Source organism: Nocardia sp. NPDC051832 (genome assembly GCF_040681285.1).
Lineage (GTDB): Bacteria > Actinomycetota > Actinomycetes > Mycobacteriales > Mycobacteriaceae > Nocardia.
Genome location: NZ_JBFAYL010000001.1, coordinates 699,078 through 720,239, shown reverse-complemented (window position 1 = coordinate 720,239; position 21,162 = coordinate 699,078). Strand labels below are relative to the sequence as shown.

Below are 21,162 nucleotides of genomic sequence, written 5' to 3'. Positions count from 1 at the left end.
CGTTGAACCGAGCACCTTCCGGCGTATCGTTTACTACGACATGTCGTAGATCGGCAGGAGATCGGATGAACGTCGTCGACGTAGCGCGTTGGCAGTTCGGAATTACCACGGTTTACCACTTCATCTTCGTGCCGCTCACGATCGGCCTGGCGCCGCTCGTCGCCGGCATGCAGACCGCCTGGGTGGTGACGGGTAAGGAGCACTGGAAGCGCCTCACCAAGTTCTTCGGAAAGCTGTTCCTGATCAACTTCGCCTTGGGCGTCGCCACCGGCATCGTGCAGGAATTCCAATTCGGTATGGGCTGGAGCGAATACTCCCGCTTCGTCGGCGACGTCTTCGGCGCACCGCTGGCGATGGAGGCCCTGGTCGCCTTCTTCATGGAGTCGACGTTCCTGGGCCTGTGGATCTTCGGCTGGGACCGGCTGCCGAAAAAGGTGCACCTGGCCTGCATCTGGCTGGTCGCCCTCGGCGTGAACGCCTCCGCGTACTTCATCATCGCGGCCAACTCGTTCATGCAGCATCCGGTCGGGGCGCGCTACAACCCCGAGACCGGACGCGCTGAGCTGACCAGCATCTGGGAAGTCATCACGAATGTGACGACGCTCGCGGCCTTCCCGCACGTCATCGCCGGCGCCCTGCTCACCGCGGCCACGTTCGTTGCGGGCGTCGCCGGCTGGTGGATGGTCCGCACCGTGCGCAAGGGCGGCGCGGACGTCGAGGAGGCCCGCACCATGTGGCGGCCCGCCGCGCGCCTGGGGCTGTGGATCATTCCGGTCGCCTGCGTCGCGCTCATCTATACCGGCGACGTGCAGGGCAAGCTGATGTTCGAGCAGCAGCCGATGAAGATGGCGTCGGCGGAATCGTTGTGCCACACCGAAACCGATCCGGACTTCTCCATTCTCACCGTCGGCACGCACAACAACTGCGACAGCGTCGATCACCTCATCGAGGTCCCGTATGTGCTGCCGTGGCTGGCCAAGGGCGAGTTCAGCGGCGTCACCCTGGACGGCGTCAAAGACCTCCAGGCGTCCTACAACGAGAAGTTCGGGCCCGGCGACTACCGGCCCAACCTGTTCGTCACCTACTGGACCTTCCGCGCCATGATCACCTGGATGGCGGGCTCGATCCTGTTGGCGCTGGTCGGATTCTGGCTGACCCGGCGCGGGCGGGTGCCGGATCAGAAGTGGTTCGGCTGGCTGTCGCTGCTGGCGATCGCCACACCGTTCCTCGGCAACAGCGCCGGCTGGATCTTCACCGAGATGGGGCGGCAGCCCTGGGTGGTCGCGCCCAATCCGACCGGTGACCCGAATATCCGGATGACGGTGCAGCAGGGCGTTTCCGGGGTGTCCGCGGGCACCATCCTGACCTCGCTCATCGTCTTCACGCTGCTCTACGGAATTCTCGCGGTCGCCTGGTTCTATCTGCAGCGGCGCTACGTGATGGCCGGACCGGAACCGGCCGCCACCGAATCCGACACCCCGGGGCCGACCGGGGAACCCGTCGAGAAGCTTTCCTTCGCCTACTAGGAGCTCCGGATGACCCTGCAAGTGTTCTGGTTTCTGCTGGTCGCCGTGCTCTTCATCGGCTACTTCGTGCTGGAGGGCTTCGACTACGGCGTCGGCATGCTGATGCCCATCATCGGACGCAAGTCCGAGGTGAAGCGGCGCGTGGTGCTCAACACCATCGGGCCGGTCTGGGACGGCAACGAAGTCTGGCTGCTCACCGCCGGCGGCGCCATGTTCGCGGCCTTCCCCGAGTGGTACGCGAGCCTGTTCTCCGGGTTCTATCTCGCGCTGCTGCTCATCCTCGTCGGACTCATCGCCCGGGCCTGCGCCATCGAATGGCGCAGCAAGATCAACGACGACAAATGGCGGCGCTGGTGCGATGTCGGCATCGGGCTGGGCTCCTGGATCCCCGCTCTCGCCTGGGGTCTGGCCTTCGCCAACATCGTGCGCGGGGTACAACTCAACGAGAAGCGCCAGATCGAGGGCAACCTGCTCGATCTGCTCAACCCATACGCACTCCTCGGCGGGCTCACCACGCTGCTGTTGTTCCTGCTGCACGGTGCGATCTTCGTCAGCCTCAAGACCGGCGGCGAGGTGCGTGACGACGCGCAGGCGGTGGTGCGGAAGATCTTCGTTCCGACCGCCGTCGTGGTGGCGGCGTTCGGCATCTGGACCCAGCTGTCCTACGGGGTGGGCTGGACCTGGATTCCGTTGGTGCTGGCGGTGATCGGCCTGGTGCTCGCGGGGCTGGCGTACACGCAGGGTCGCGACGGCTGGGCCTTCACCGGCACCGCCCTCACCATCGTCTCGGCCACCACGCTGCTGTTCGGCGCGCTGTTCCCGGATGTGCTGCCCTCGAGCATCGACCCGGCGCTCAGCCTCACCGTCGACGGGCGCGGCGGCACGGTCAGCGCCTCGGCGACGCACTACTCGCTGCAGGTCATGACCTGGGTGGCCGTGGTGATGGTGCCGCTGGTGCTGATCTACCAGGCGTGGACGTATTGGGTGTTCCGCGCCCGGCTCACCATGGAGCAGATTCCCGACCCGATCGGGCTGCTGCCGGAGAAGGTGCGGAGCTGAGTCATGGCTCGACCGGTCGACCCGCGCCTGTGGCGGCACGCCCACTCGGCACGCAGGTATCTCGTTCTGAGCGTGGCGTTGTCGCTGGCGATCACGGTCTGCATCGTGATCGCGGCCCTGGCCCTGGCGCGGGTGCTGGCCGGGGTGATCACCGACCCCGCGCAGCGTGACATCGGCTCGTGGACAACCGAACTGGTGCTCCTCGTGCTTGCCGTAGCCGGCCGGGCGGCCGCCACCTGGTGGCAGGCCCGGCTGGCGCACCGGGCCGGTGCGCAGGTGGTGGCGGAGCTGGAGACGGCGGTGGTGGTCGCCGGCGCCAAGCTCCCGCCACGCGAGTTGGAATCGCGCCGTACCGAATTGGCGGTGGTGGCCGGCTCCGGGTTGAGCGGGCTGCGCGCCTACCTCGCGGGATACCTGCCCGCACTGCTGCTTTCGCTGCTGGTGCCGCCGATCGTCTTGACCGTCGTCGCCTTCCACGATCTGGTTTCCGGCGGGATCGTCCTGGTGACGCTGCCGCTGATCCCGATCTTCATGATCCTGATCGGGCTGCTCACCCAGGGCAAGGCCAAGGACACCTTGGCGGCCACCACCCGCCTGTCCGACCAATTACTCGACCTCTTCGCCGGTATGCCCACGCTGCGCGCCCTCGGGCGCGAGAGCGGGCCGGACACCCCAGCGGATTCACCCCGGACCAGCATGGCGGGCCGGGTCCGCGACCTCGGTGACGCACTGCACAAGCGGACCATGTCGGCCCTGCGCATCGCCTTCCTGTCCTCGATGGTCCTGGAAATGCTCGCCACCCTCTCCGTGGCCCTGGTGGCCGTCTCCATCGGCATGCGCCTGGTGTTCGGCAACATGGGCCTCTACGCCGGCCTGGTAGCCCTGATCCTCGCCCCCGAGGTCTACCTCCCGCTCCGCATGGTGGGCGAACGCTTCCACGCCGCCCAGGACGGAATGGCCGCCGCCGACAAGGCCTTCGCCGTGCTGGACCCACCCACTCCCACCTCGTCACCTCAGCACCAACCGGCTTCGTCGCCCGTTCCGTCGTCCGCAGTCGGGCTCAACTCGCGCTCGGCGGCGACCACCTCGTCATCGCGGCATGCTTCTGGCCGGGATCCAGTGCTAGCGCCGGAGACTCGGCCGAAAGCGGCCCGGCCGGTCCGAGTTGGTCGCGTAGAAGTGCACGGCCTCGGTGTGCGTGCTCGCGATGGCATGGCACCGTCCGGGCTGACGGCGGCGTTCCGGCCGGGCGCGATCACCGTGCTGGCCGGTCCGAATGGAAGCGGGAAATCGACTGTGTTGCAGGCGATCCTGGGCCTGATTACGCCGGACAGCGGTTCGGTGACTGTCGACGGCAAGGATGTCCGCGACCTCGACCCCGACTGGTGGTGGTCGCAAATAGCCTGGCTGCCACAGCGGCCGGTGCTCGTGCCAGGCACCCTGCGTGACAACCTCGAGTTGCTGGGCGCACCCGCCGGACCGGCTCAGGTGGAAGCGGCCTGTGTCGCAACCGGATTCGACTCCGTCCTCGCCGACCTGCCCGACCGCTGGAACACCACCGTCGGCGCCGGCGGCGCCGGTCTCTCCCTCGGCCAGCGCCAACGTCTCGCGCTGACCCGAACCCTCGCGGCCCCACGCCAGGTTCTGCTCCTCGACGAACCCACCGCACACCTCGACGATGCCAGCGAGGCAACGGTTCTCGCCGCGCTGGCAGCGCGCGCCCACGCGGGCGCCACCGTAGTGATCGTCGGCCACCGCCCCAGCGTCCTGGCCATCGGCGACTACGTCGTCCAGGTCCACGCTGGTGCGTCGCTCGGCGATTCCGTTCGCGGAGAACACGAACGACCCGCCGCGGGGGCGCGGCCGACCACGGCGGCCACCGAGGCGGTGGTGTGATGCAAGCTCTGCACACCGACCTGCGGCGGGCTGGGGCCACCAGGCTGATCGTCGGCAGCCGCCTGAGCGTGCCGGCCATCGGCGACCACGTCGTCCAGGTGCGCGCCGAGGCATCGACCGGCGATTCCGTGCATGGTCACGCAACCGAGCGCGTCACAGCTGCCGGGGTGGTCAGTGCCTGGGCGGCAATCCGTATGACCGACTTCGAGGTGGCGGTGCGATGAAAGCTGTGTTCGACGACTTTCGCCGGGTTCGGGAGCTGCTCGAGTTGTCACGGTGGCGGATGGCGGTGTCCATCGGGTGGGGGACGTTGGCGCTGGGGAGTGGGCTGGGGTTGGCGGCGCTGGCGGCGTGGTTGATCGCGCGGGCGTGGGAGATGCCGCCTGTGCTCGATCTGACTATCGCGGTGGTTACGGTTCGGGCGCTGGGGATTTCGCGGGGGCTGTGCCGGTATCTGGAGCGGTTGGCGACCCATGATGTGGCGTTGCGGGCGATGAGTACGGCGCGGACAACCACCTATCGGACGTTGGCGGCGGCTGATATCTGGCGGCCGCGGCGGTGGGATTCGATCGCGGATGGCTCGGCGGCCGGTTCGGAAGACAGTGTGCGGCAAGGCGACCCGACGCAGCTGCGGCGTGGTGAGCTGCTCGGCCGGGTGATGGGGGATATCGACGATCTCGGGGCCGTGGTGGTGCGGGCTTTCGTGCCCATCGCCGTCGCGGTGATCCTGGGGGTCTTCGCGGTAGGGCTGCTGGCGCCGATCTCGCTGCCCGCCGCGGCGATTCTGGCGGCCGCGCTGGTGGTGGCCGGTGTTGTCGCGCCGTGGCTTTCGGCTCGGGCCACGCGGGAGGCCGAGATGGCGGTGCGGAGCGATCGGATCGAATTCACCGCTGCCACGATGACGGTGCTCGATCATGCGCCGGAGCTGCGGGTCGCGGGGCGGCTCGACGCCGCGGTGGCCACGGCGACCGCGGCCGGGCGGCGTGCCGTCGCCGCCGAGGATCGGGCGGCGTCGCGCAGCGCGTGGGCGGCCGCGGCCACTCCGCTGTCGATCGGGGTGAGTGTGCTCGGATCGCTGTTTCTCGGAATCGTGTTGTACGGCAATGGGTCCGGCGCGCGCACGCTCGGATTCCAGACCGTCGCGCCGGGCGGAATCTCGCCCATGGCACTCACCATCATGGTGTTGCTGCCGCTCTCGGCCTTTGAGGCGGTAGCGGTACTGCCCGCGGCGGCACAGGCGCTCACCAATGGGCGGGCGGCGCTGCGCCGGATCACCCAGCTGGAGCAGAGCGAATCCAGCACGGGCCAAAGGGTTTTCCCGGAACTGCCGGCGGGTCGGCGCATCGCCGTGACCGGCCCCAGCGGTTCGGGCAAGACCACCTTGCTGATGCACTGGGCGGGTTTGTACGGCACTCCGCACCCCGGCGTCACGTTCTTCGCCGAAGACGCTCATCTCTTCGGCACCACGGTCCTGGAGAACCTGCGCGTCGCCCGCGGCGACGTCATCGAGGCCGAGGCCGAGAAGGCCCTGCGCGCGGTCGGACTCGGTGACTGGCTGGAATCCCTGCCGGACGGACTGCACACCGACCTGATCGGCGGCGCGGCCGCGGTGTCCGGCGGCCAGCGCCGCCGCATTCTGCTCGCTCGCGCCCTGCTCGCTCCGGCCCGGATCCTGCTCTTGGACGAACCCACCGAGCACATGGAAGCCGAAGCAGGCGACCAGCTCCTGCGCGATCTGCTCGATCCGGCCTCGGGGCTGGTCGAGCCGGAGCGCACGGTTGTCGTTGTCACTCACCAGCTCCCGCCGGAGCACGCGGCCGACACCCTGGTCCGGATCGATGCCGCCGGCGGGGTGACGATATCGCCGCAGGTCAGGAACCTGAATTAATTCCGTTGCCGGACCGGGCGCATTCCACTAACTTCATCGGTACACAAGGAAGGAGGTGGTTCGAGAGATGTATTTCCAACGGACGCGTGAGGTGGCTGTCCGCTAGCGCCACCGCTGCCGGTGGGATTTCCCTCGCGCGAGCGCTGAGCGAATTCCAGGCAGTCACCCGGCCCCCGAGCCCCCGGTCTTGTCCGACCGGGACCCGTGCAGGAGCAATCCGCACCGGTATGGCTCGGGGGTCGTCCCATTTCTGAGGAGACCTGGGCTGGGGAGATTTGGGGATGATTCGAAGTCAGCCGATGTAGCGCTGTAAGCGCGCCGACAGCCGCGGCTCCAGCGGCCCGTCGGCCACCACACGTTCTTCGACGTAGGCCAGATCGCCACCCTCGACGATCCCGTACAGACGCTTGGCGCCGCCCACGACAATGCCGGACTGCGACCGGATCACGACATCGGTGGCCAGCTCCCAAGAGGACTGGGTCAGCGCCGTGCCGTAGAACAGCTCCACGATCCCGGTGGAGTGGGTCAGCAGCAGCTCGATGACCTCGTCGTCGCCGTCGATGCCGACCCGCCAGAAGCCGCTCTCGCGCAGGTCCGGGCCGGTGTAGCCGCCCTCGTTGTCGAGCACCCAGGAACGCGATTCCCAGGACAGATAGTCGCCGCCATCGTGCGCCACGATGATCTGCTGACCGAAGCGGTAGTCGCCACGCTCGGGGGAGTTGCCTTCGCCCTCGCCACGCCACACGCCGACCATGGGCAGCAGCGCCAGCATGGACGAACTCAGGTCGGGACCGAGGCGCAGATTCGCGGTGTCCTCGGGCAGCGGCAGATCCGGCAGGACCGGGATATTGCGGCCGGACGTGGACTTGGCGCGTTCAGCCGCATCGGCGACCGCCTGATCGCCACTGCGGCGGGTCGGCGCCGCGTCATCGCCCGCGGGGGCGGGCTGACCGTTCCCGTTCAATTGTTCACTCGCTCGCTCGGCCGGTTCGGAACCTTCGCTCGCGAGATCGCTCATGACTCGGTGAACAGCCGGTAGGCGACGTAGATGCCGAACCAGGCGATCAGCACCGAGCAGAGGACCAGCAGGACTTCGAAGAAGAGGACCACATGTGGAGTCTACGACGCACGCGCGGATCCAACGGCAACGGCCCCGCAGGTTGTGAGAAACCTGCGGGGCCGTTGACAAACAGCGAGATTAACGCGCGACCGCGACTTCCACCTCGTGGATGCCGGTGCCCTCGGGGCGCACCTCGGCGGAGCCGTTACCGGCCGAGGAGAGCGCCCGCACGGTCCACGCGCCCGGAGCCGCGAAGAACCGGAAATCACCGGTGCCCGAGGCGACGACCTCGGCGGTGAAGTCACCGTTGCCGTCGAGCAGGCGCACGAACGCGCCGCCCACCGGCTGGCCGTCGGTGCTCAGAACGCGGCCGGTGATGACCGTTTCCTTCTCCACATCGACGCCCGCGGGAATGGCCTGACCCTGGGTAGGTGCTGCACACATATTGATTACGCTCCCAACTCGATCGGTGCACCGACGAGGGAGCCGTACTCGGTCCAGCTCCCGTCGTAGTTCTTGACATTGCTGTGGCCCAGCAGCTCCTGCAGCACGAACCAGGTGTGCGAGGAACGCTCGCCGATCCGGCAGTAGGCGATGGTTTCCTTGGTGCCGTCCAGGCCGGCTTCCTTGTAGAGCTCCGCCAGATCGGCGTCGGACTTGAAGGTGCCGTCCTCGTTCGCGGCCTTGCTCCACGGCACGTTGATGGCGCCGGGGATGTGGCCGGGACGCTGGCTCTGCTCCTGCGGCAGGTGCGCGGGCGCCAGGATCTTGCCGGAGAACTCGTCGGGGCTGCGCACGTCGACCAGGTTCTTGGTGCCGATGGCCGCGATGACCTCGTCGCGGAAGGCGCGGATCGAGACGTCGGGAGCCGACGCCTTGTAGCTGGTGGACGGGCGGTTGACCGCGTCACGCGAGAGCGGACGGCCGTCGAGCTCCCACTTCTTGCGGCCGCCGTCGAGCAGCTTGACGTCGTTGTGGCCGTAGAGCTTGAAGTACCAGTAGGCGTAGGCCGCGAACCAGTTGTTGTTGCCGCCGTAGAGCACGACGGTGTCGTCGTTGCCGATGCCGCGGGTGGAGAGCAGGTCGGAGAACTGCTCCTGGTTCACGAAGTCGCGGCGAACCTGGTCCTGCAGGTCGTTCTTCCAGTCGAGGCGCACGGCGCCCTCGATGTGGCCACCGTCGTAAGCGGAGGTGTCCTCGTCGACCTCGACGAAAACGACGCCGGGGGTGTTGAGGTTCTCTTCGGCCCAGTCAACGGAGACCAGGACATCGGAGCGAGCCATGTTGTTCCTTTCAAAAATTTCGACGTGCAGGGTCAGTTCGGTGCCGGGGTCCGGCGGAGACGGGCGGCCAGGGGGTAGATCTGGCAACCCAGGCAGATCCCGAACGCCGCGTTCAAGAACGCCGCGAACAGGGCGAAGCCGGCGAACACCCCGCCGGCCACGGTGGAGCCGGCCAGGAATCCCAGCAGGCTGACGGCACTGAAGACCAGGCCGAGCAATTGCGCGAACCGCAGCGGGGCCACGGGTTCGGTTTCGGTTACCGGACCGTTGCGGGGTGCGATGACCGCCGCGTAGATCCGGCCGTAGGGGGACCGCCGCGGGCCGTTCAGCGCGCCGAGCGCGAAGACGACGGCCTGCGCGCCGATCAGCACGGCGGCGGCAGCGGGGGAGAGCACCGCGAGGACCAGGACCAGCACGAGCACGCCGCTGGTGAGCCAGGCCGCGAAACGCGGGCCACGGGCGTCGACGCTGTCGGTAGGTATGGCATTACGAGTGTCGATAGACATTGGATGTACTCCTGCGCGCTGAATTGTCTGATTAGCGGGGACGTTGCCCATTGCCGGGGATCCGAAGATCACTCGCACGGCGGAGACAACAGGTCGGCGTCAGGAAAGGAGGGGAGGCCGACCGATCAGGCACACAGGCAGCAACAACCACCGAGGCGGCACAGGTCTACTGTGCGGCGTCGGGTGAGCATCAGCTCGTGGTTGGTTTGCACGGAAGCGAGTTTACCCGGTTCTTCCGGAGAATTGGACCCGGGGTTCGTCACACTTGGCCGAAGGCGGGCACGTATCGGGAATTTCCGCGCTCGGGAGCACGATTTTCCGGTGGGAAACCGGCAGCGCCACAAAAATTTTCAGACGGTCAGCGGGGCCAGTGCGGTGCGCAGGTCCGCGGCCTTGGGTACGCCGGAGATGCGGAACCGCTCCTTGCCCGCGCTGTCGAAGAGGAATGTGGTCGGCAACGACAGCACGCTCAACTCACGTGCCAGCGCGGCTTCGGCGTCGATGTCGACCTCGACGTCCTGCGGCGGGTGGGCGGTGTCGGCCAATTCCCCTGTGACGGAGGCGACTACCCGGCGCACCGCGGCGCACGGACCGCACCAGTCGGCCGAGAAGTGCAGCACCAGGGGTCCCGTCCCGGTGAAGCCGACGGCGGTGAGCAACTCCGCCCGCGTCGGCGCGTCCGCGGCGTCGGGCGCCGCGGTGTCGCGCACCTTGCCCGCACGGCGCTGCCACAACAGCCCGACCGCCAGCGCGGCCAGGAGGACGACGATCAGAATTGTGATTTCGATCATGGTTGCTGCAACCGATCCAGATCGATGACGACGTTCTCGGCCTCACCCTCGACCACGATCTGCCCGCCGAGCGCGTACACCCGCTTCGGCTCCAGGCCGAAGGGCAGCTCCTTGGTGTTGATGGTGTGCGTGAAACGTTCCAGCACGATCGCCTGGTCGGTCTCCGGGATGCGCGCGGCCGGGTTCGGGTCGGAGCTCTTCTCGACATAGAAACCGGTGGCGACGATCTTGACCTGATCGCCGTCCAGTACGAGGTCGGCCTTCACCTTCACGTTCTGGCCGCCGAGCGGTTTCCCGTACACGTCGGTGAGACTGAAACTCGTCGGCAGCGTGCCGGTGAGCACCAGCGCGCCCGCCGTGGTCATGCCGGTTCCGCCGGACCCGCCGGTGCCGTCGGATTTGTCCGCCGGGCGCGAATGAACTTGCAGGTCGGGGATTTTGAAGAGCCGGCCGAGCTCGACCGGTTCCACTCGCATCAGCGCGGTGACCCGGTCCACCGGGACGTCGCGGACATTGCCGTCGGCCAGTTCGCGGAACGGCAGACGCGCGCCGCGCAGGTTCGCCTCCACCGAGATCTCGCCGGGAATATCGGGTCGCATGTAGCGCGCCCGGATGTACACGTTCTCGTAGACGCCGTCGAGGGCCTGGCCCAGGAACGGGAAGCCGTGGATCGTCACCTCCGGATCGGCGGTGAGATCGGCGCCGGCGCGCAGCGCGCGGGACACGCGGTACTCCGAGTAGGCAGCGGCGGTGAAGTCGACAACCACGGCCAGCCCGGCGAGTACCAGCAACCCGATGATCAGCTTGCGCATGACGGAAACCCTATCCGGCCCGGGGTTTGCCGGATGAACTGTGTCGTTCCTGGCATATCGGTCACCGCATCGCGTGGTCTCGGGGGTTCACGCGCTAATCTTGCATCCGATTACCTGCGATCAGCGACGCAGCCGACAGCAGTGTTGCTGATGACTTGCGTAGCCATGGCTATGAGATGGGAGGAGGGCTTGTGGAGCTGCTCCTGCTGACCTCCGACCCCAACCCCGAGTCGGTTCTGCCCTCCTTGGCGCTGCTTGCGCACAATGTGCGGCCGGCACCGACCGAGGTGGCGTCACTACTGGAGGCGGGCACGGCGGACGTCGCGCTCGTCGACGCGCGGACGGACCTGGCCGCGGCCCGCGGTCTGTGCCGTTTGCTGGGGAGCACCGGTTCGTCGGTGCCCGTGGTCGCGGTGCTCACCGAGGGTGGGCTGGTGGCCGTGAACGCCGACTGGGGTCTGGACGACATCCTGTTGCCCGGCACCGGTCCGGCCGAGCTCGATGCCCGCCTGCGCCTGCTGGTCGGGCGCAACGGCGGCGTGGCCAGTCCGGAGAACACCGGCAAGATCACCCTGGGTGAGCTGGTCATCGACGAGGGCACCTACACCGCGCGGCTGCGCGGCCGCCCGCTCGATCTGACCTACAAGGAATTCGAGCTGCTGAAGTACCTCGCGCAGCACGCGGGCCGGGTCTTCACCCGCGCCCAGCTGTTGCAAGAGGTCTGGGGCTATGACTTCTTCGGCGGCACCCGCACCGTCGACGTGCACGTCCGGCGGCTGCGCGCCAAGCTCGGCAGCGAATACGAGTCGCTGATCGGCACCGTGCGCAATGTCGGCTACAAGGCGGTGCGCCCGTCGCGCTCGACCAGCAAGGGTGAGCAGGTGTTCCCGGACGAGGACATCGACGGCGACGACGTGCCGAGCGCTCCGATCAAGAATTCCTTCCAGTAACTCGCTGCCCGGCGTGGAATGCCGCGAGCGGGTGCGGCGCTGTAGCAGATCAGGCGTGCCCGCTCGGTGGCGCGTGAACGCGAAAGGGGTGCGGCAGGTGAGCGAGCGTCAGCGAGGTGGTGTCGTGAACGGTCCGGCGGGGGAGTGGGGCGAGCGGCTGCCCGAGGAGCTCGCCGAGCAAGTGCGGGCGGTGCTGACGCGCGCGACCGAATCCGACGGTGTGGCACCGGTATCCGAGCAGGCGGTGCTGTCCCTGACCGCTGATGCCGCGGCCCGGCATCTGCTCGTCCGGCGCGACGGCGCGGTGGCCGGTTACGCGAATCTCGTTCCCGCCCATGGCGAGCACGGCGCGATGGCCGAAGTCGCGGTCGACCCGGGGTTTCGTGGTCAGGGCATCGGAACCGAGCTGGTGGCCGCCGCCTTGGCCGAAGGCGGCTCCGGCGCCCGGGTCTGGGCGCATGGCGACCGCCCCGCCGCCAAGGCTGTCGCGGCCCGGCTGAAACTGGTGACAGCGCGCGAACTCTGGCAGATGCGCCGACGTCTGGCTACACCTGAGCTACCGGAACTTCCGGTTCGGGACGATATTGTCCTGCGGACCTACGCCGGCCCCGCCGACGACGCCGAACTGCTGCGCGTCAACGCCGCGGCATTCTCCTGGCATCCGGAACAGGGCGCTTGGACCGAGCGCGACATCGAAATCCGCCGCGACGCACCGTGGTTCGATCCGAAAGGCCTTTTCATCGCGGCCGATCCCGCGAACCCGGCCCGGATTCTCGGCTTCCACTGGACCAAGGTGCATCTCGACGAGGACCCCGCGGTGGGCGAGGTCTACGTCGTCGGCATCGATCCCGCCGCCCAGGGGCGCGGCCTCGGGCGTCTGCTGACCCTCGCGGGCCTGCACTACCTGCGCGAACGCGCGCTCGGCGAGGTTCTGCTCTACACCGAGGCCGACAACGCCGCCGCCGTGCACACCTACACCGCACTCGGGTTCGCCCCCGCGCACATCGACGTCGCCTACGCCACGGCCTGATCTCCGACTGGCGCACTCCCGCCCTCGGCCAGCAAGATAGAGCGGTACTGCCGGGGGATGAGGGGAAGCGCGTGACCGACAAGCCGGCTGGGGCGGACGATCAGTCGCCTCAGGATCCGACCCGTGTGTTCGCCGATCCGGTGGACCCGCAGCCGTGGTGGCAGACCGCGCCGACCACGCAGCTGCCCGGCGCGCCGGACCACCGCGGCTATCAGCCGCCCGCACCGCCCCCGTACGGGTACGGCCCGCCGAACACGCCGCAGCAGCCGTACTACCCAGGGCAGCAACCGTTTCCGGGATACCCGCCGCCGCGGCGCAGCAGCACCGGGCCGATTGTCCTGGGCATCCTGGCGGGCGTGATCTTCCTGGTCGGCAGCGTGGTCGTCGGCGTCGTGCTGGCCGGCGGGTCGCCTTCGGAGAACTCCGCCAAGCCGACTACGCCGGGCCCGATCACCACCCAGTCCACTGTCGCGCCGCCGCCCGGCAAGCAGTTTGTGAAGGTGCCCTCGCTCGGGATCTCCTACGCCGTGCCGTCGTCCTGGGTCGTCGAGTCCGCGCCGTACACGCGCAGCGGGGCGGGCAGCTCGGTCACCGGCTACGGCAAGACCGTCGACAGCCCGAACTACTGCCCCGGCTCCATCGCCCGGACCATGACCTACGTGGCCAAGTCGGACAATCCCGATCTCGGGTCGGCCGCGACCCGGACCGCCCGGATCGCCGCCGAGGGCGGCTACGCGGAGAGCGGGCACCGGCAACTGAGCGGACCCAGCACGTTCACCGGGCCGAGCGGTCTGATCGGTCAGCTGGCGGAGAACAAAGGCCCATGGCAGCCGCGCAAGCCCGGTTGCACCACGGACGCCTACGTCGTCTACAGCTTCGCCTTCAAGAGCCCGCGCGGCGAGACGCTGGTGCTGACCATCGAATCCGACCAGGACACGCGGACGGCCGCGGGCCTGTCCTGCCTGACCGCCGACGAGGCGCATGGGATCATCAGGAGCATCGGGCCGCTGCTCTAGGCCCCATCAGTAACACTGCGGCAAACGTCACACCGTATCGTGCGGATTCGCGCCGGGCTGTTCACTTTCCGTTCACCCAGCTCGGGCCGACTGTCAACCGGGCGACCCTACGTTACTTATGGGTGGCTCAGCTGCCTGGTGCGCAAGTTCCCCGCGAACGGCACCACAACACCCGCCCGGGCCGGTGAGGGACCGGGCGTGTTCGGATGCGATTCCCCGGAGGAATAGTGAAGTTCAAGCGCAGCAGCGCCCTCGTCGGTGTCATGGCCGCCGTTGCCATGCCGCTCGCCGCCTGTGGCAGCGACGACAACACCGGTGCCGGCAGCGGCACCGCCGCCAACAGCAACGTGCAGTGTGGCGGCAAGAAGGCCCTCAAGGCCAGTGGCGCCTCCTCGCAGAAGAACGCCATGGAGCGTTTCGTGGCCGCCTACGAGGCCAACTGCGACGGCTACACCCTCAACTACACCTCCAGCGGTTCCGGTGCGGGCGTCAACGAATTCATCGGTAACCAGACCGACTTCGGTGGCTCCGACTCCCCGCTGAGCTCGAAGAAGGAAGAGCCGGCCAAGGCCGAGCAGCGCTGCGCGTCGCCCGCCTGGAACCTGCCGGTCGTCTTCGGCCCCGTCGCCATCACCTACAACGTCGACGGCGTCACCGACCTCGTGCTGGACGGCCCGACCGCCGCCAAGATCTTCAACGGCGCCATCATCACCTGGGACGCCGCCGAGATCAAGGCGCTCAACCCGAACGCCAAGCTGCCCGCGGACAAGATCAACGTGATCTCCCGCTCCGACGAGTCGGGCACCACCGACAACTTCCAGCTCTACCTCGACGCCGCCTCCGACGGCGCCTGGGGCAAGGGCGCGGGCAAGATCTTCAACGGCGGTGTCGGCGAAGGCGCCAAGGGCAACGAGGGCACCTCGGCCGCCATCAAGGCGACCAAGGGCTCGGTCACCTACAACGAGTGGTCCTTCGCCAAGGCGCAGAACCTGTCGGTCGCGCAGATCGTCACCTCGGCCGACAAGACCCCGGTGAAGCTCACCGTGGAGACCGCGGGCAAGGCCATCGACGGCGTGAAGATCAAGGGTGAGGGCAACGACCTGATCCTGGACACCACCTCGTTCTACAAGCCGACCGTGGCGGGCTCCTACCCGATCATGATGCCGACCTACGAGATCGTGTGCTCGAAGTACAGCGACGCCGAGACCGGCAAGGCCGTCAAGGCGTTCCTGACCTCGGCCACCAGCAACGGCCAGAAGGGCCTGGAGGAGAACGGGTACATCCCGATCCCCGACAAGTTCAAGACCCGCCTGACCACCGCGATCAACGCCATTTCCTGATCTGATCCGAAAGTCATGACCGTGCACCCTGAGGTGACCGCACCGGGCTCGTCGAATTCGACGGGCCCGGCCGCGGCCGGAGATACTGCGCATATGTCGAGCGAACCGAATGACGACGTGAACCTCACGAAGGAGGCTCCCGAGAAGGGGGCGTCTGTCGCGGTCCGTCGGGCCCACAGTCAGCGCGCCGAGACGATCTTCCGATCGCTGGCCACGGCAGCTGGTGCGATCATCGTCGCCGCCATCGTGCTGATCGCACTGTTCCTGCTGATTCGCGCAGTTCCCTCGCTCCGGGCGGACGAGGCCAACTTCTTCACCAGTACCGAGTTCAGCACGACCGATGCGAACAACCTGCGCTTCGGCATCAAGGACCTGTTCATGGTCACGGTGCTGAGCTCGGTGTTCGCGCTGGTGATCGCGGTGCCCATCGGCGTGGGCATCGCACTGTTCCTGACCCACTACGCGCCGAAGGCGGTGGCCCGCCCGGCCGCCATGCTGGTCGACCTGCTGGCGGCGGTGCCGTCCATCGTCTTCGGTCTGTGGGGCTTCCTGGTGCTGGCGCCGCAACTCGGCCCGGTCCAGACCTTCCTCAACGACAACCTGGGCTGGTTCCCGCTCTTCGCCGACGGCAACGTCTCGATCAGCGGCGGCGGCACCATCTTCGTCGCGGGCGTGGTGCTCGCGGTGATGATCCTGCCGATCATCACCTCGGTGTCGCGTGAGGTCTTCAACCTGACCCCGGTCACCCACATCGAGGCCGCGCAGGCCCTGGGCGCCACCAAATGGGAGGTCGTCCGGATGACGGTGCTGCCCTACGGCCGCTCCGGCGTCATCGCGGGCTCCATGCTCGGCTTGGGCCGCGCGCTCGGTGAGACCATCGCGGTCCTGGTCGTGCTGCGGACCGCCGCGCAGGCCGGGCACTGGTCGCTGTTCGACGGCGGCTACACCTTCGCCTCCAAGATCGCCTCGGCGGCTTCGGAATTCAGCTCCCCGCTGCCCACCGGCGCCTACATCGCGGCGGGCTTCGTGCTGTTCGCGCTGACCTTCGTGGTCAACGCGCTGGCGCGGCTCGCGGCCGGCGGAAAGGTCAACCAGTAATGGCGACGACGACCACGCTAGAGAAGCCGATCAAGGCGCCCACGTTCCGCCATGTGAGCACGGGCCGCCGGATCAAGAACAACATCGCCACCGGCGCGTTCGCCGCCTGCTTCGCCATCGCGATGATCCCGCTGGTGTGGGTGCTGTGGATGGTGGTCAGCAAGGGCATCGTCGCGGTCACCTCCTCGACCTGGTGGCTGAACTCGCAGAAGGGCATCCTGCCGGACCAGACCGGCGGCGGTGTCTACCACGCCATCTACGGCACCATCGTGCAGTCCGCGGTGGCCGCGGTGATCGCGGTGCCGCTCGGTGTGATGGCCGCGATCTACCTGGTCGAATACGGCAGGGGGCGACTCGCCAAGGTCACCACGTTCATGGTCGACATCCTCGCGGGCGTCCCGTCGATCGTGGCCGCGCTGTTCATCTTCGCGCTGTGGATCGCCACCCTCGGCTTCCCGCAGAGCGCGTTCGCGGTGTCGCTGGCCATGGTGCTGCTGATGCTGCCGGTGGTGGTGCGCTCGACCGAGGAAATGCTCAAGCTCGTCCCCGACGAATTGCGCGAGGCGTCCTACGCGCTGGGCATCCCGAAGTGGAAGACCATCGTCAAGATCGTGGTGCCGACCGCACTGCCCGGCATGATCTCCGGCATCCTGCTCTCCCTCGCCCGCGTCATGGGCGAGACCGCGCCGGTGCTGGTGCTCGTCGGCTACGCGAAGTCGATCAACACCAACCTCTTCGACGGCAACATGGCCTCGCTGCCGCTGCTGATCTACCAGGAGCTGGCCAACCCCGAAGCCGCCGGCCGGGAACGCGTCTGGGGCGCCGCCCTCACGCTGATCCTGCTCATCGCGCTGCTGTACGCGGCGGCCGCGGTCGTCAACAAGCTGCTCACGCGGAACCGATAGGAAAATCTGATGGCCAAGCGGATCGACGTCAAAGACCTCAACATCTACTACGGCAAGTTCCACGCCGTGGCCGATGTCTCGCTGACTGTGCTGCCGCGCAGCGTGACCGCCTTCATCGGTCCCTCGGGCTGCGGTAAGTCCACCGTGCTGCGGTCGCTGAACCGCATGCACGAGGTGACCCCGAGCGCCCGCGTCGAGGGCGTGGTGGCCCTCGACGGCGAGGACATCTACGGGGCGGCCATCGACCCGGTCGGTGTGCGCCGCACCATCGGCATGGTGTTCCAGCGCCCGAACCCGTTCCCCACCATGTCGATTCGCGACAATGTGGTGGCCGGGCTGAAGTTGCAGGGCGTGCGCAACAAGAAGGAACTCGACGAGGTCGCCGAGCGCTCGCTGCGCGGCGCGAACCTGTGGAACGAGGTCAAGGACCGCCTGGACAAGCCGGGCGGCGGTCTCTCCGGCGGTCAGCAGCAGCGTCTGTGCATCGCCCGCGCCATCGCGGTCTCGCCCGACGTGCTGCTGATGGACGAGCCCTGTTCGGCCCTGGACCCGATCTCCACGCTGGCGATCGAGGACCTGATCACCGAGCTGAAAAAAGAATTCACCATCGTCATCGTCACGCACAACATGCAGCAGGCCGCGCGCGTGAGTGACCAGACCGGTTTCTTCAACCTGGAAGCCCAGGGCAAGCCGGGCAAGCTGGTCGAGATCGACGACACCGAGAAGATCTTCTCCAACCCGGGCAAGAAGGCGACCGAGGACTACATCTCCGGCCGCTTCGGCTAAAAGCTGCCGGTATGACGAAGGCCCGCACTCCAAGGAGTGCGGGCCTTCTGTCGTGTCAGTGGAAGTGACTGTCAGACAACGGGTTCCGGGTCGACATCCGGGGGAAGCACGCCGGTGACCAGGAAGATGACGCGGCGGCCGATCTCCACGGCGTGATCGGCGAAGCGCTCGTAGTAGCGGCCCAACAGGGTGACGTCGACGGCGGCGGCGACGCCGTCCTTCCAGTCCCGGTCCATCAGCAGCGTGAACAGGTGCTTGTGCAGGTCATCCATCGCTTCGTCGTCCTGGTTGAGCTGCGCGGCGCGATCCGGGTCGCGCGTCTCGAGGACTTCCTTGGCGCCCGCGCCCATGTTCACCGCGATGCGGCCCATTTCGGCGAAGTAGCCGTGCACCGACTCGGGCAGGGCGGGGTTCGGGTGCCGCCGGCGCGTGGTCTTGGCGACGTGCAGCGCGAGGGCGCCCATCCGGTTCACGTCGTTGACGATCTGGATGGCGCTCACCACCTGTCGCAGGTCGCCCGCCACCGGGGCCTGCAGCGCGAGCAGCGCGAAGGCGCGCTCCTCGGCGTCGGTGATCATGTCGGCGATCCGATCGCCCTCACTGATCACCTGCTCCGCGAGGGAGAGGTCGGCCTGGAGCAGTGACTGGGTGGCCCGCTCCATCGCCGAGCCGGCCAGTCCGGCCATCTCGCCCAGCAGGTGGGCAAGATCGGCCATTTGCTCGTTGTAGATGACACGCATGGAACAGAACATTAGTTCCCGCTGCTGACCGCGTCACCAACAGTGGGTAAATGCTCGGTGCCGATGCCTACTTGCAGGTCTCGTCGGCCGCGTTGACGTGCTCGAGATCCGAGGGCAGCGCCACCGTGGTCGCGTTCGTCACCGACGTGGTCGGCACGTTGGTGATCGGGTCGCCGACCGGCACCGGCGTACGGATGGTGCCGGTGAAGTCGGTGCCGAGGACCACCTCGATGATGCCCTTGAGGTCGGAGTCGGCCTCCAGGCTGGCGCCGGGGACCGCGGAGGCCACGGTCGCGGCCTCGGCCTCGTGGCCCGGGGCGAACCGGATCTTGGTGGTCTGCGACCCGCCGGTGAAGGTGCCGACGTTGTAGATGTTGAAGCCCTGGTTCCCGAGCTTGTTCGACACCTGCAGCGCCCGGCCCTGCACGTCGGAACCGTTGGAGACCAGCAATGAGATGGTGTCGGGATCGACCGCGGTGTAGGTCGGCGGCGGCGCCGGGGTCGACGGGGCGGTGGCGGGTTCCGCGGTCTTCTCGCCGGGCAGCGGGCGATCTTCCCGGATCGCGGCGAAGATGGCCTTGATGTCGGTTTCGCGCGGGATCTCGTTGCCGTAGGAGGTGGTGCCCGCGGTCGGGATGGTCAGGAAGGTGACCGCGCCGGCTTCCATCTTCTGCAGCGAACGGCCCAGGGTCAGCAGGTCGTCCGGGGTGACCCCGTCGACGAAGGTGTGGTCCTTGAACGCATTGACGAAGTTCTTCAGCTTGCCGAGATCGAAGAGCACCTTGCTCGACAGCGCACCGCGCAGCAGCGACGCCATGAACCGCTGCTGCCGGCTGATCCGGTCGTAGTCGCTGCGCTCCTCGCCGTAGACGTGGCGGGCACGCACGTAGTTCAACGCCGTCTCGCCGTTGACCACCTGCTTGCCCCCCTTCTCCAGCACGGTGCCCAGGACGCCGTCGTTGATCGGTTTGGGTGAGCAGACCTCGACGCCGCCGATGGTGTCGACCATGCTCTCGAAGCCGGCGAAATCGATGCCGATGAAGTGGTTGATGCTCAGGCCGGTCATCTTGCGGATCACGTTGACCAGGCACTTGGGCCCGGCCAGGGCGTAGACCGCGTTGAGCTTGTCGCCGATCGCGGAGGGGAAGACCTCTTTGGTGTAGTCGCCCTTGTCGTTGTCCCAGCCGTTGCACTGCGGCCGGGTCACATCCAGGTCGCGCGGGAAGGACACCGCGACAACACGTTTCCGGTTCTTGGGGATGTGCACCAGCATGACCGTGTCGGCCCGGGCGCCTTCGGCGTCGTCGAGCGTGCCCGCGCCCATCTTGCCGTTCAAGCCGGCGCGCGTATCGGTGCCGACGATCAGATAGTTCTCGTCACCGAGCTGTTCATCGGCGTTGACGACGTCGTGTGGGTTTTCGCCGATGCCGGTGGCGACCTTGGTGAAGCTGTCGCCGGTCGCGCGCAGGAAGCTCCAGCCGCCGCCGGTGATCAGCAGGATCAGCACCGCGATCAGCGAGGCGCCGACGCGGCCGGAGGTCCGGAGCCGGCGGGTGCGGCGCTGCTTGCTCGCGGCGAGTCGCGAAAGCGACGGGCTGCCCACGGTTTTGGGCGCGGCCTTGGACTTGCCAGTGGTCGGCCAGGCCTTGCCCGGTCGCTTCGGCGCGGGCTCGGCGTCCGCGGCCTCGGCGAGCGGGGCCATCACATCGGTGACTTCCTCCGGCTTCTCGGGGCGCCGGGCTTTCCGCTTCGGCGCGGGCAGGCCGGACGCGGGCGTGCCCGCGATATCGTCGACGACCGCCGAGGGCCGCGCGGTGCGCTGGCGGGCGGTGGCGGGGCGCGCGGGGTCGCCCGCCGGTGTGGCGGGTGGGTTGCCGGGGGTCCGGGCGGCGGTCTGGGGCATGGCCTTGGTGGCCTTCTCCGGACGTTGCGCGGAGGAAGCTGAACGGGGTGAGCGCGCGCTGGGGTGCGGTGCGGGTTCGGCGGCGCGCCCGGCGGATTCGCTCGGGCGTGCGACGGATCCGGTCGATCGGGGCGCGGATTCCGGTGCGCGGTGCGCGCGCTCGGCCGGATGGGCGGGCGCGGTGTCGGCCCGGCGGGTGGCGCGCGCGCCGCCTTCGGCCCGGCGCCGGCGGCCGCCGCGTTCGTTGTCGACCTTCTGAACGAGATCCTGGACCGTCAGCGGCGCGGAGCCGGATTCGGCCGCGGTGTCGGTGTGCCGGGCGCGACGGGACGTGGACGAGCCGTCTCGTTCGGTGTTGTCCGCCGTGGGATAGCGCTCCCACGGGGCGCGATCTCCGGGCCGTGGCGCTTGCCCGTGCCGATCGTCACCCACCAACGAACCTCGCTTTTCGTCTTCGTCGTCTGATCGTTTCGAGCGACCTGCGAGCAGGCGCTACGGCCGGGCCGAGCTCGACCCGGCAGGACCGATTCCGCCAATGATAACGATTCCGCCACGACGAGCCAGCCGAGTCCG

Annotated in this window: 20 protein-coding genes; 12 read left to right on the top strand and 8 right to left on the bottom strand. The window is 68.0% G+C overall.

Going from position 1 to position 21,162, the window contains the following annotated elements; translation table 11 throughout:
- Window positions 1-65 precede the first annotated feature (65 nt).
- The 5 genes from AB0M14_RS02940 to AB0M14_RS02920 are packed head-to-tail and all read left to right on the top strand — an operon-like array spanning window position 66 to window position 6,369.
- Window positions 66-1,526 carry a cytochrome ubiquinol oxidase subunit I gene (locus AB0M14_RS02940; RefSeq protein ID WP_364987966.1) on the top strand — a complete coding sequence of 487 codons (1,461 nt, stop codon included), beginning with the start codon at window positions 66-68 and terminating at the stop codon, window positions 1,524-1,526.
- 9 nt (window positions 1,527-1,535) lie between these two features.
- Window positions 1,536-2,585, top strand: coding sequence for a cytochrome d ubiquinol oxidase subunit II (cydB, locus tag AB0M14_RS02935; protein ID WP_364987962.1), 1,050 nt, complete (start codon window positions 1,536-1,538; stop codon window positions 2,583-2,585).
- Window positions 2,586-2,588: 3 nt separating this feature from the next.
- The gene (gene cydD, locus AB0M14_RS02930) at window positions 2,589-4,481 is read left to right on the top strand and encodes a thiol reductant ABC exporter subunit CydD (RefSeq protein WP_364987959.1); all 1,893 of its coding nucleotides are present in this window, start codon (window positions 2,589-2,591) and stop codon (window positions 4,479-4,481) included.
- Window positions 4,481-4,705, top strand: coding sequence for a hypothetical protein (locus AB0M14_RS02925; RefSeq protein WP_364987955.1), 225 nt, complete (start codon window positions 4,481-4,483; stop codon window positions 4,703-4,705). The genes cydD and AB0M14_RS02925 overlap by 1 nt, the downstream gene beginning before the upstream one ends.
- A complete protein-coding gene (locus AB0M14_RS02920) occupies window positions 4,702-6,369 on the top strand; it encodes an ATP-binding cassette domain-containing protein (protein ID WP_364987952.1) in 1,668 nt (555 codons plus the stop codon). Before AB0M14_RS02925 ends, AB0M14_RS02920 begins: the two co-directional genes overlap by 4 nt.
- Window positions 6,370-6,661: 292 nt before the next feature.
- Here the strand turns inward: AB0M14_RS02920 and AB0M14_RS02915 are convergent, their stop codons facing one another.
- The 6 genes from AB0M14_RS02915 to AB0M14_RS02890 all read right to left on the bottom strand — a co-directional run bounded on the left by AB0M14_RS02915 (window position 6,662) and on the right by AB0M14_RS02890 (window position 10,821).
- Window positions 6,662-7,387: an FABP family protein gene (locus tag AB0M14_RS02915; protein WP_364987948.1), complete on the bottom strand. Its 726-nt coding sequence runs from the start codon at window positions 7,385-7,387 to the stop codon at window positions 6,662-6,664.
- A 180-nt stretch (window positions 7,388-7,567) separates the two neighbouring features.
- On the bottom strand, window positions 7,568-7,873 hold the full coding sequence (locus AB0M14_RS02910) for a DUF1416 domain-containing protein (RefSeq protein ID WP_194817162.1): 306 nt from the start codon (window positions 7,871-7,873) through the stop codon (window positions 7,568-7,570).
- Window positions 7,874-7,878: 5 nt separating this feature from the next.
- Window positions 7,879-8,712, bottom strand: a complete 834-nt coding sequence (locus tag AB0M14_RS02905; RefSeq protein ID WP_364987943.1) for a sulfurtransferase — start codon at window positions 8,710-8,712, stop codon at window positions 7,879-7,881.
- Between the two features lie 32 nt (window positions 8,713-8,744).
- Window positions 8,745-9,218: a DUF4395 domain-containing protein gene (locus AB0M14_RS02900; RefSeq protein ID WP_364987940.1), complete on the bottom strand. Its 474-nt coding sequence runs from the start codon at window positions 9,216-9,218 to the stop codon at window positions 8,745-8,747.
- A gap of 350 nt (window positions 9,219-9,568) precedes the next feature.
- Window positions 9,569-10,009 (bottom strand): thioredoxin family protein, encoded by a 441-nt coding sequence (locus AB0M14_RS02895; RefSeq protein WP_364987936.1) that lies wholly within the window; start codon window positions 10,007-10,009, stop codon window positions 9,569-9,571.
- Entirely contained in the window at window positions 10,006-10,821 is an 816-nt protein-coding gene (locus AB0M14_RS02890) for an LmeA family phospholipid-binding protein (protein WP_364987933.1), read from the bottom strand. The genes AB0M14_RS02895 and AB0M14_RS02890 overlap by 4 nt, the downstream gene beginning before the upstream one ends.
- 191 nt (window positions 10,822-11,012) lie before the next feature.
- Between AB0M14_RS02890 and AB0M14_RS02885 the strand changes: the two genes are divergently transcribed.
- The 7 genes from AB0M14_RS02885 (at window position 11,013) to pstB (ending at window position 17,946) form a co-directional block, all read left to right on the top strand.
- Window positions 11,013-11,771 (top strand): response regulator transcription factor, encoded by a 759-nt coding sequence (locus AB0M14_RS02885; protein ID WP_364987924.1) that lies wholly within the window; start codon window positions 11,013-11,015, stop codon window positions 11,769-11,771.
- A gap of 157 nt (window positions 11,772-11,928) precedes the next feature.
- The gene (mshD, locus tag AB0M14_RS02880) at window positions 11,929-12,801 is read left to right on the top strand and encodes a mycothiol synthase (protein WP_364991245.1); all 873 of its coding nucleotides are present in this window, start codon (window positions 11,929-11,931) and stop codon (window positions 12,799-12,801) included.
- 71 nt (window positions 12,802-12,872) lie between these two features.
- Window positions 12,873-13,817, top strand: a complete 945-nt coding sequence (locus AB0M14_RS02875; RefSeq protein ID WP_364987921.1) for a hypothetical protein — start codon at window positions 12,873-12,875, stop codon at window positions 13,815-13,817.
- Window positions 13,818-14,044: 227 nt separating this feature from the next.
- Entirely contained in the window at window positions 14,045-15,157 is a 1,113-nt protein-coding gene (gene pstS, locus AB0M14_RS02870; RefSeq protein WP_364987918.1) for a phosphate ABC transporter substrate-binding protein PstS, read from the top strand.
- Window positions 15,158-15,250: 93 nt separating this feature from the next.
- Window positions 15,251-16,255 carry a phosphate ABC transporter permease subunit PstC gene (pstC, locus tag AB0M14_RS02865; RefSeq protein WP_364987915.1) on the top strand — a complete coding sequence of 335 codons (1,005 nt, stop codon included), beginning with the start codon at window positions 15,251-15,253 and terminating at the stop codon, window positions 16,253-16,255.
- Entirely contained in the window at window positions 16,255-17,160 is a 906-nt protein-coding gene (gene pstA, locus AB0M14_RS02860; protein ID WP_364987912.1) for a phosphate ABC transporter permease PstA, read from the top strand. Before pstC ends, pstA begins: the two co-directional genes overlap by 1 nt.
- A 9-nt stretch (window positions 17,161-17,169) precedes the next feature.
- The gene (gene pstB / locus AB0M14_RS02855; RefSeq protein ID WP_364987907.1) at window positions 17,170-17,946 is read left to right on the top strand and encodes a phosphate ABC transporter ATP-binding protein PstB; all 777 of its coding nucleotides are present in this window, start codon (window positions 17,170-17,172) and stop codon (window positions 17,944-17,946) included.
- A 71-nt stretch (window positions 17,947-18,017) separates the two neighbouring features.
- Here the strand turns inward: pstB and phoU are convergent, their stop codons facing one another.
- A complete protein-coding gene (gene phoU / locus AB0M14_RS02850) occupies window positions 18,018-18,686 on the bottom strand; it encodes a phosphate signaling complex protein PhoU (protein ID WP_364987903.1) in 669 nt (222 codons plus the stop codon).
- Between the two features lie 67 nt (window positions 18,687-18,753).
- Window positions 18,754-21,021 carry an LCP family protein gene (locus AB0M14_RS02845; protein WP_364987900.1) on the bottom strand — a complete coding sequence of 756 codons (2,268 nt, stop codon included), beginning with the start codon at window positions 21,019-21,021 and terminating at the stop codon, window positions 18,754-18,756.
- Window positions 21,022-21,162: the final 141 nt, after the last annotated feature.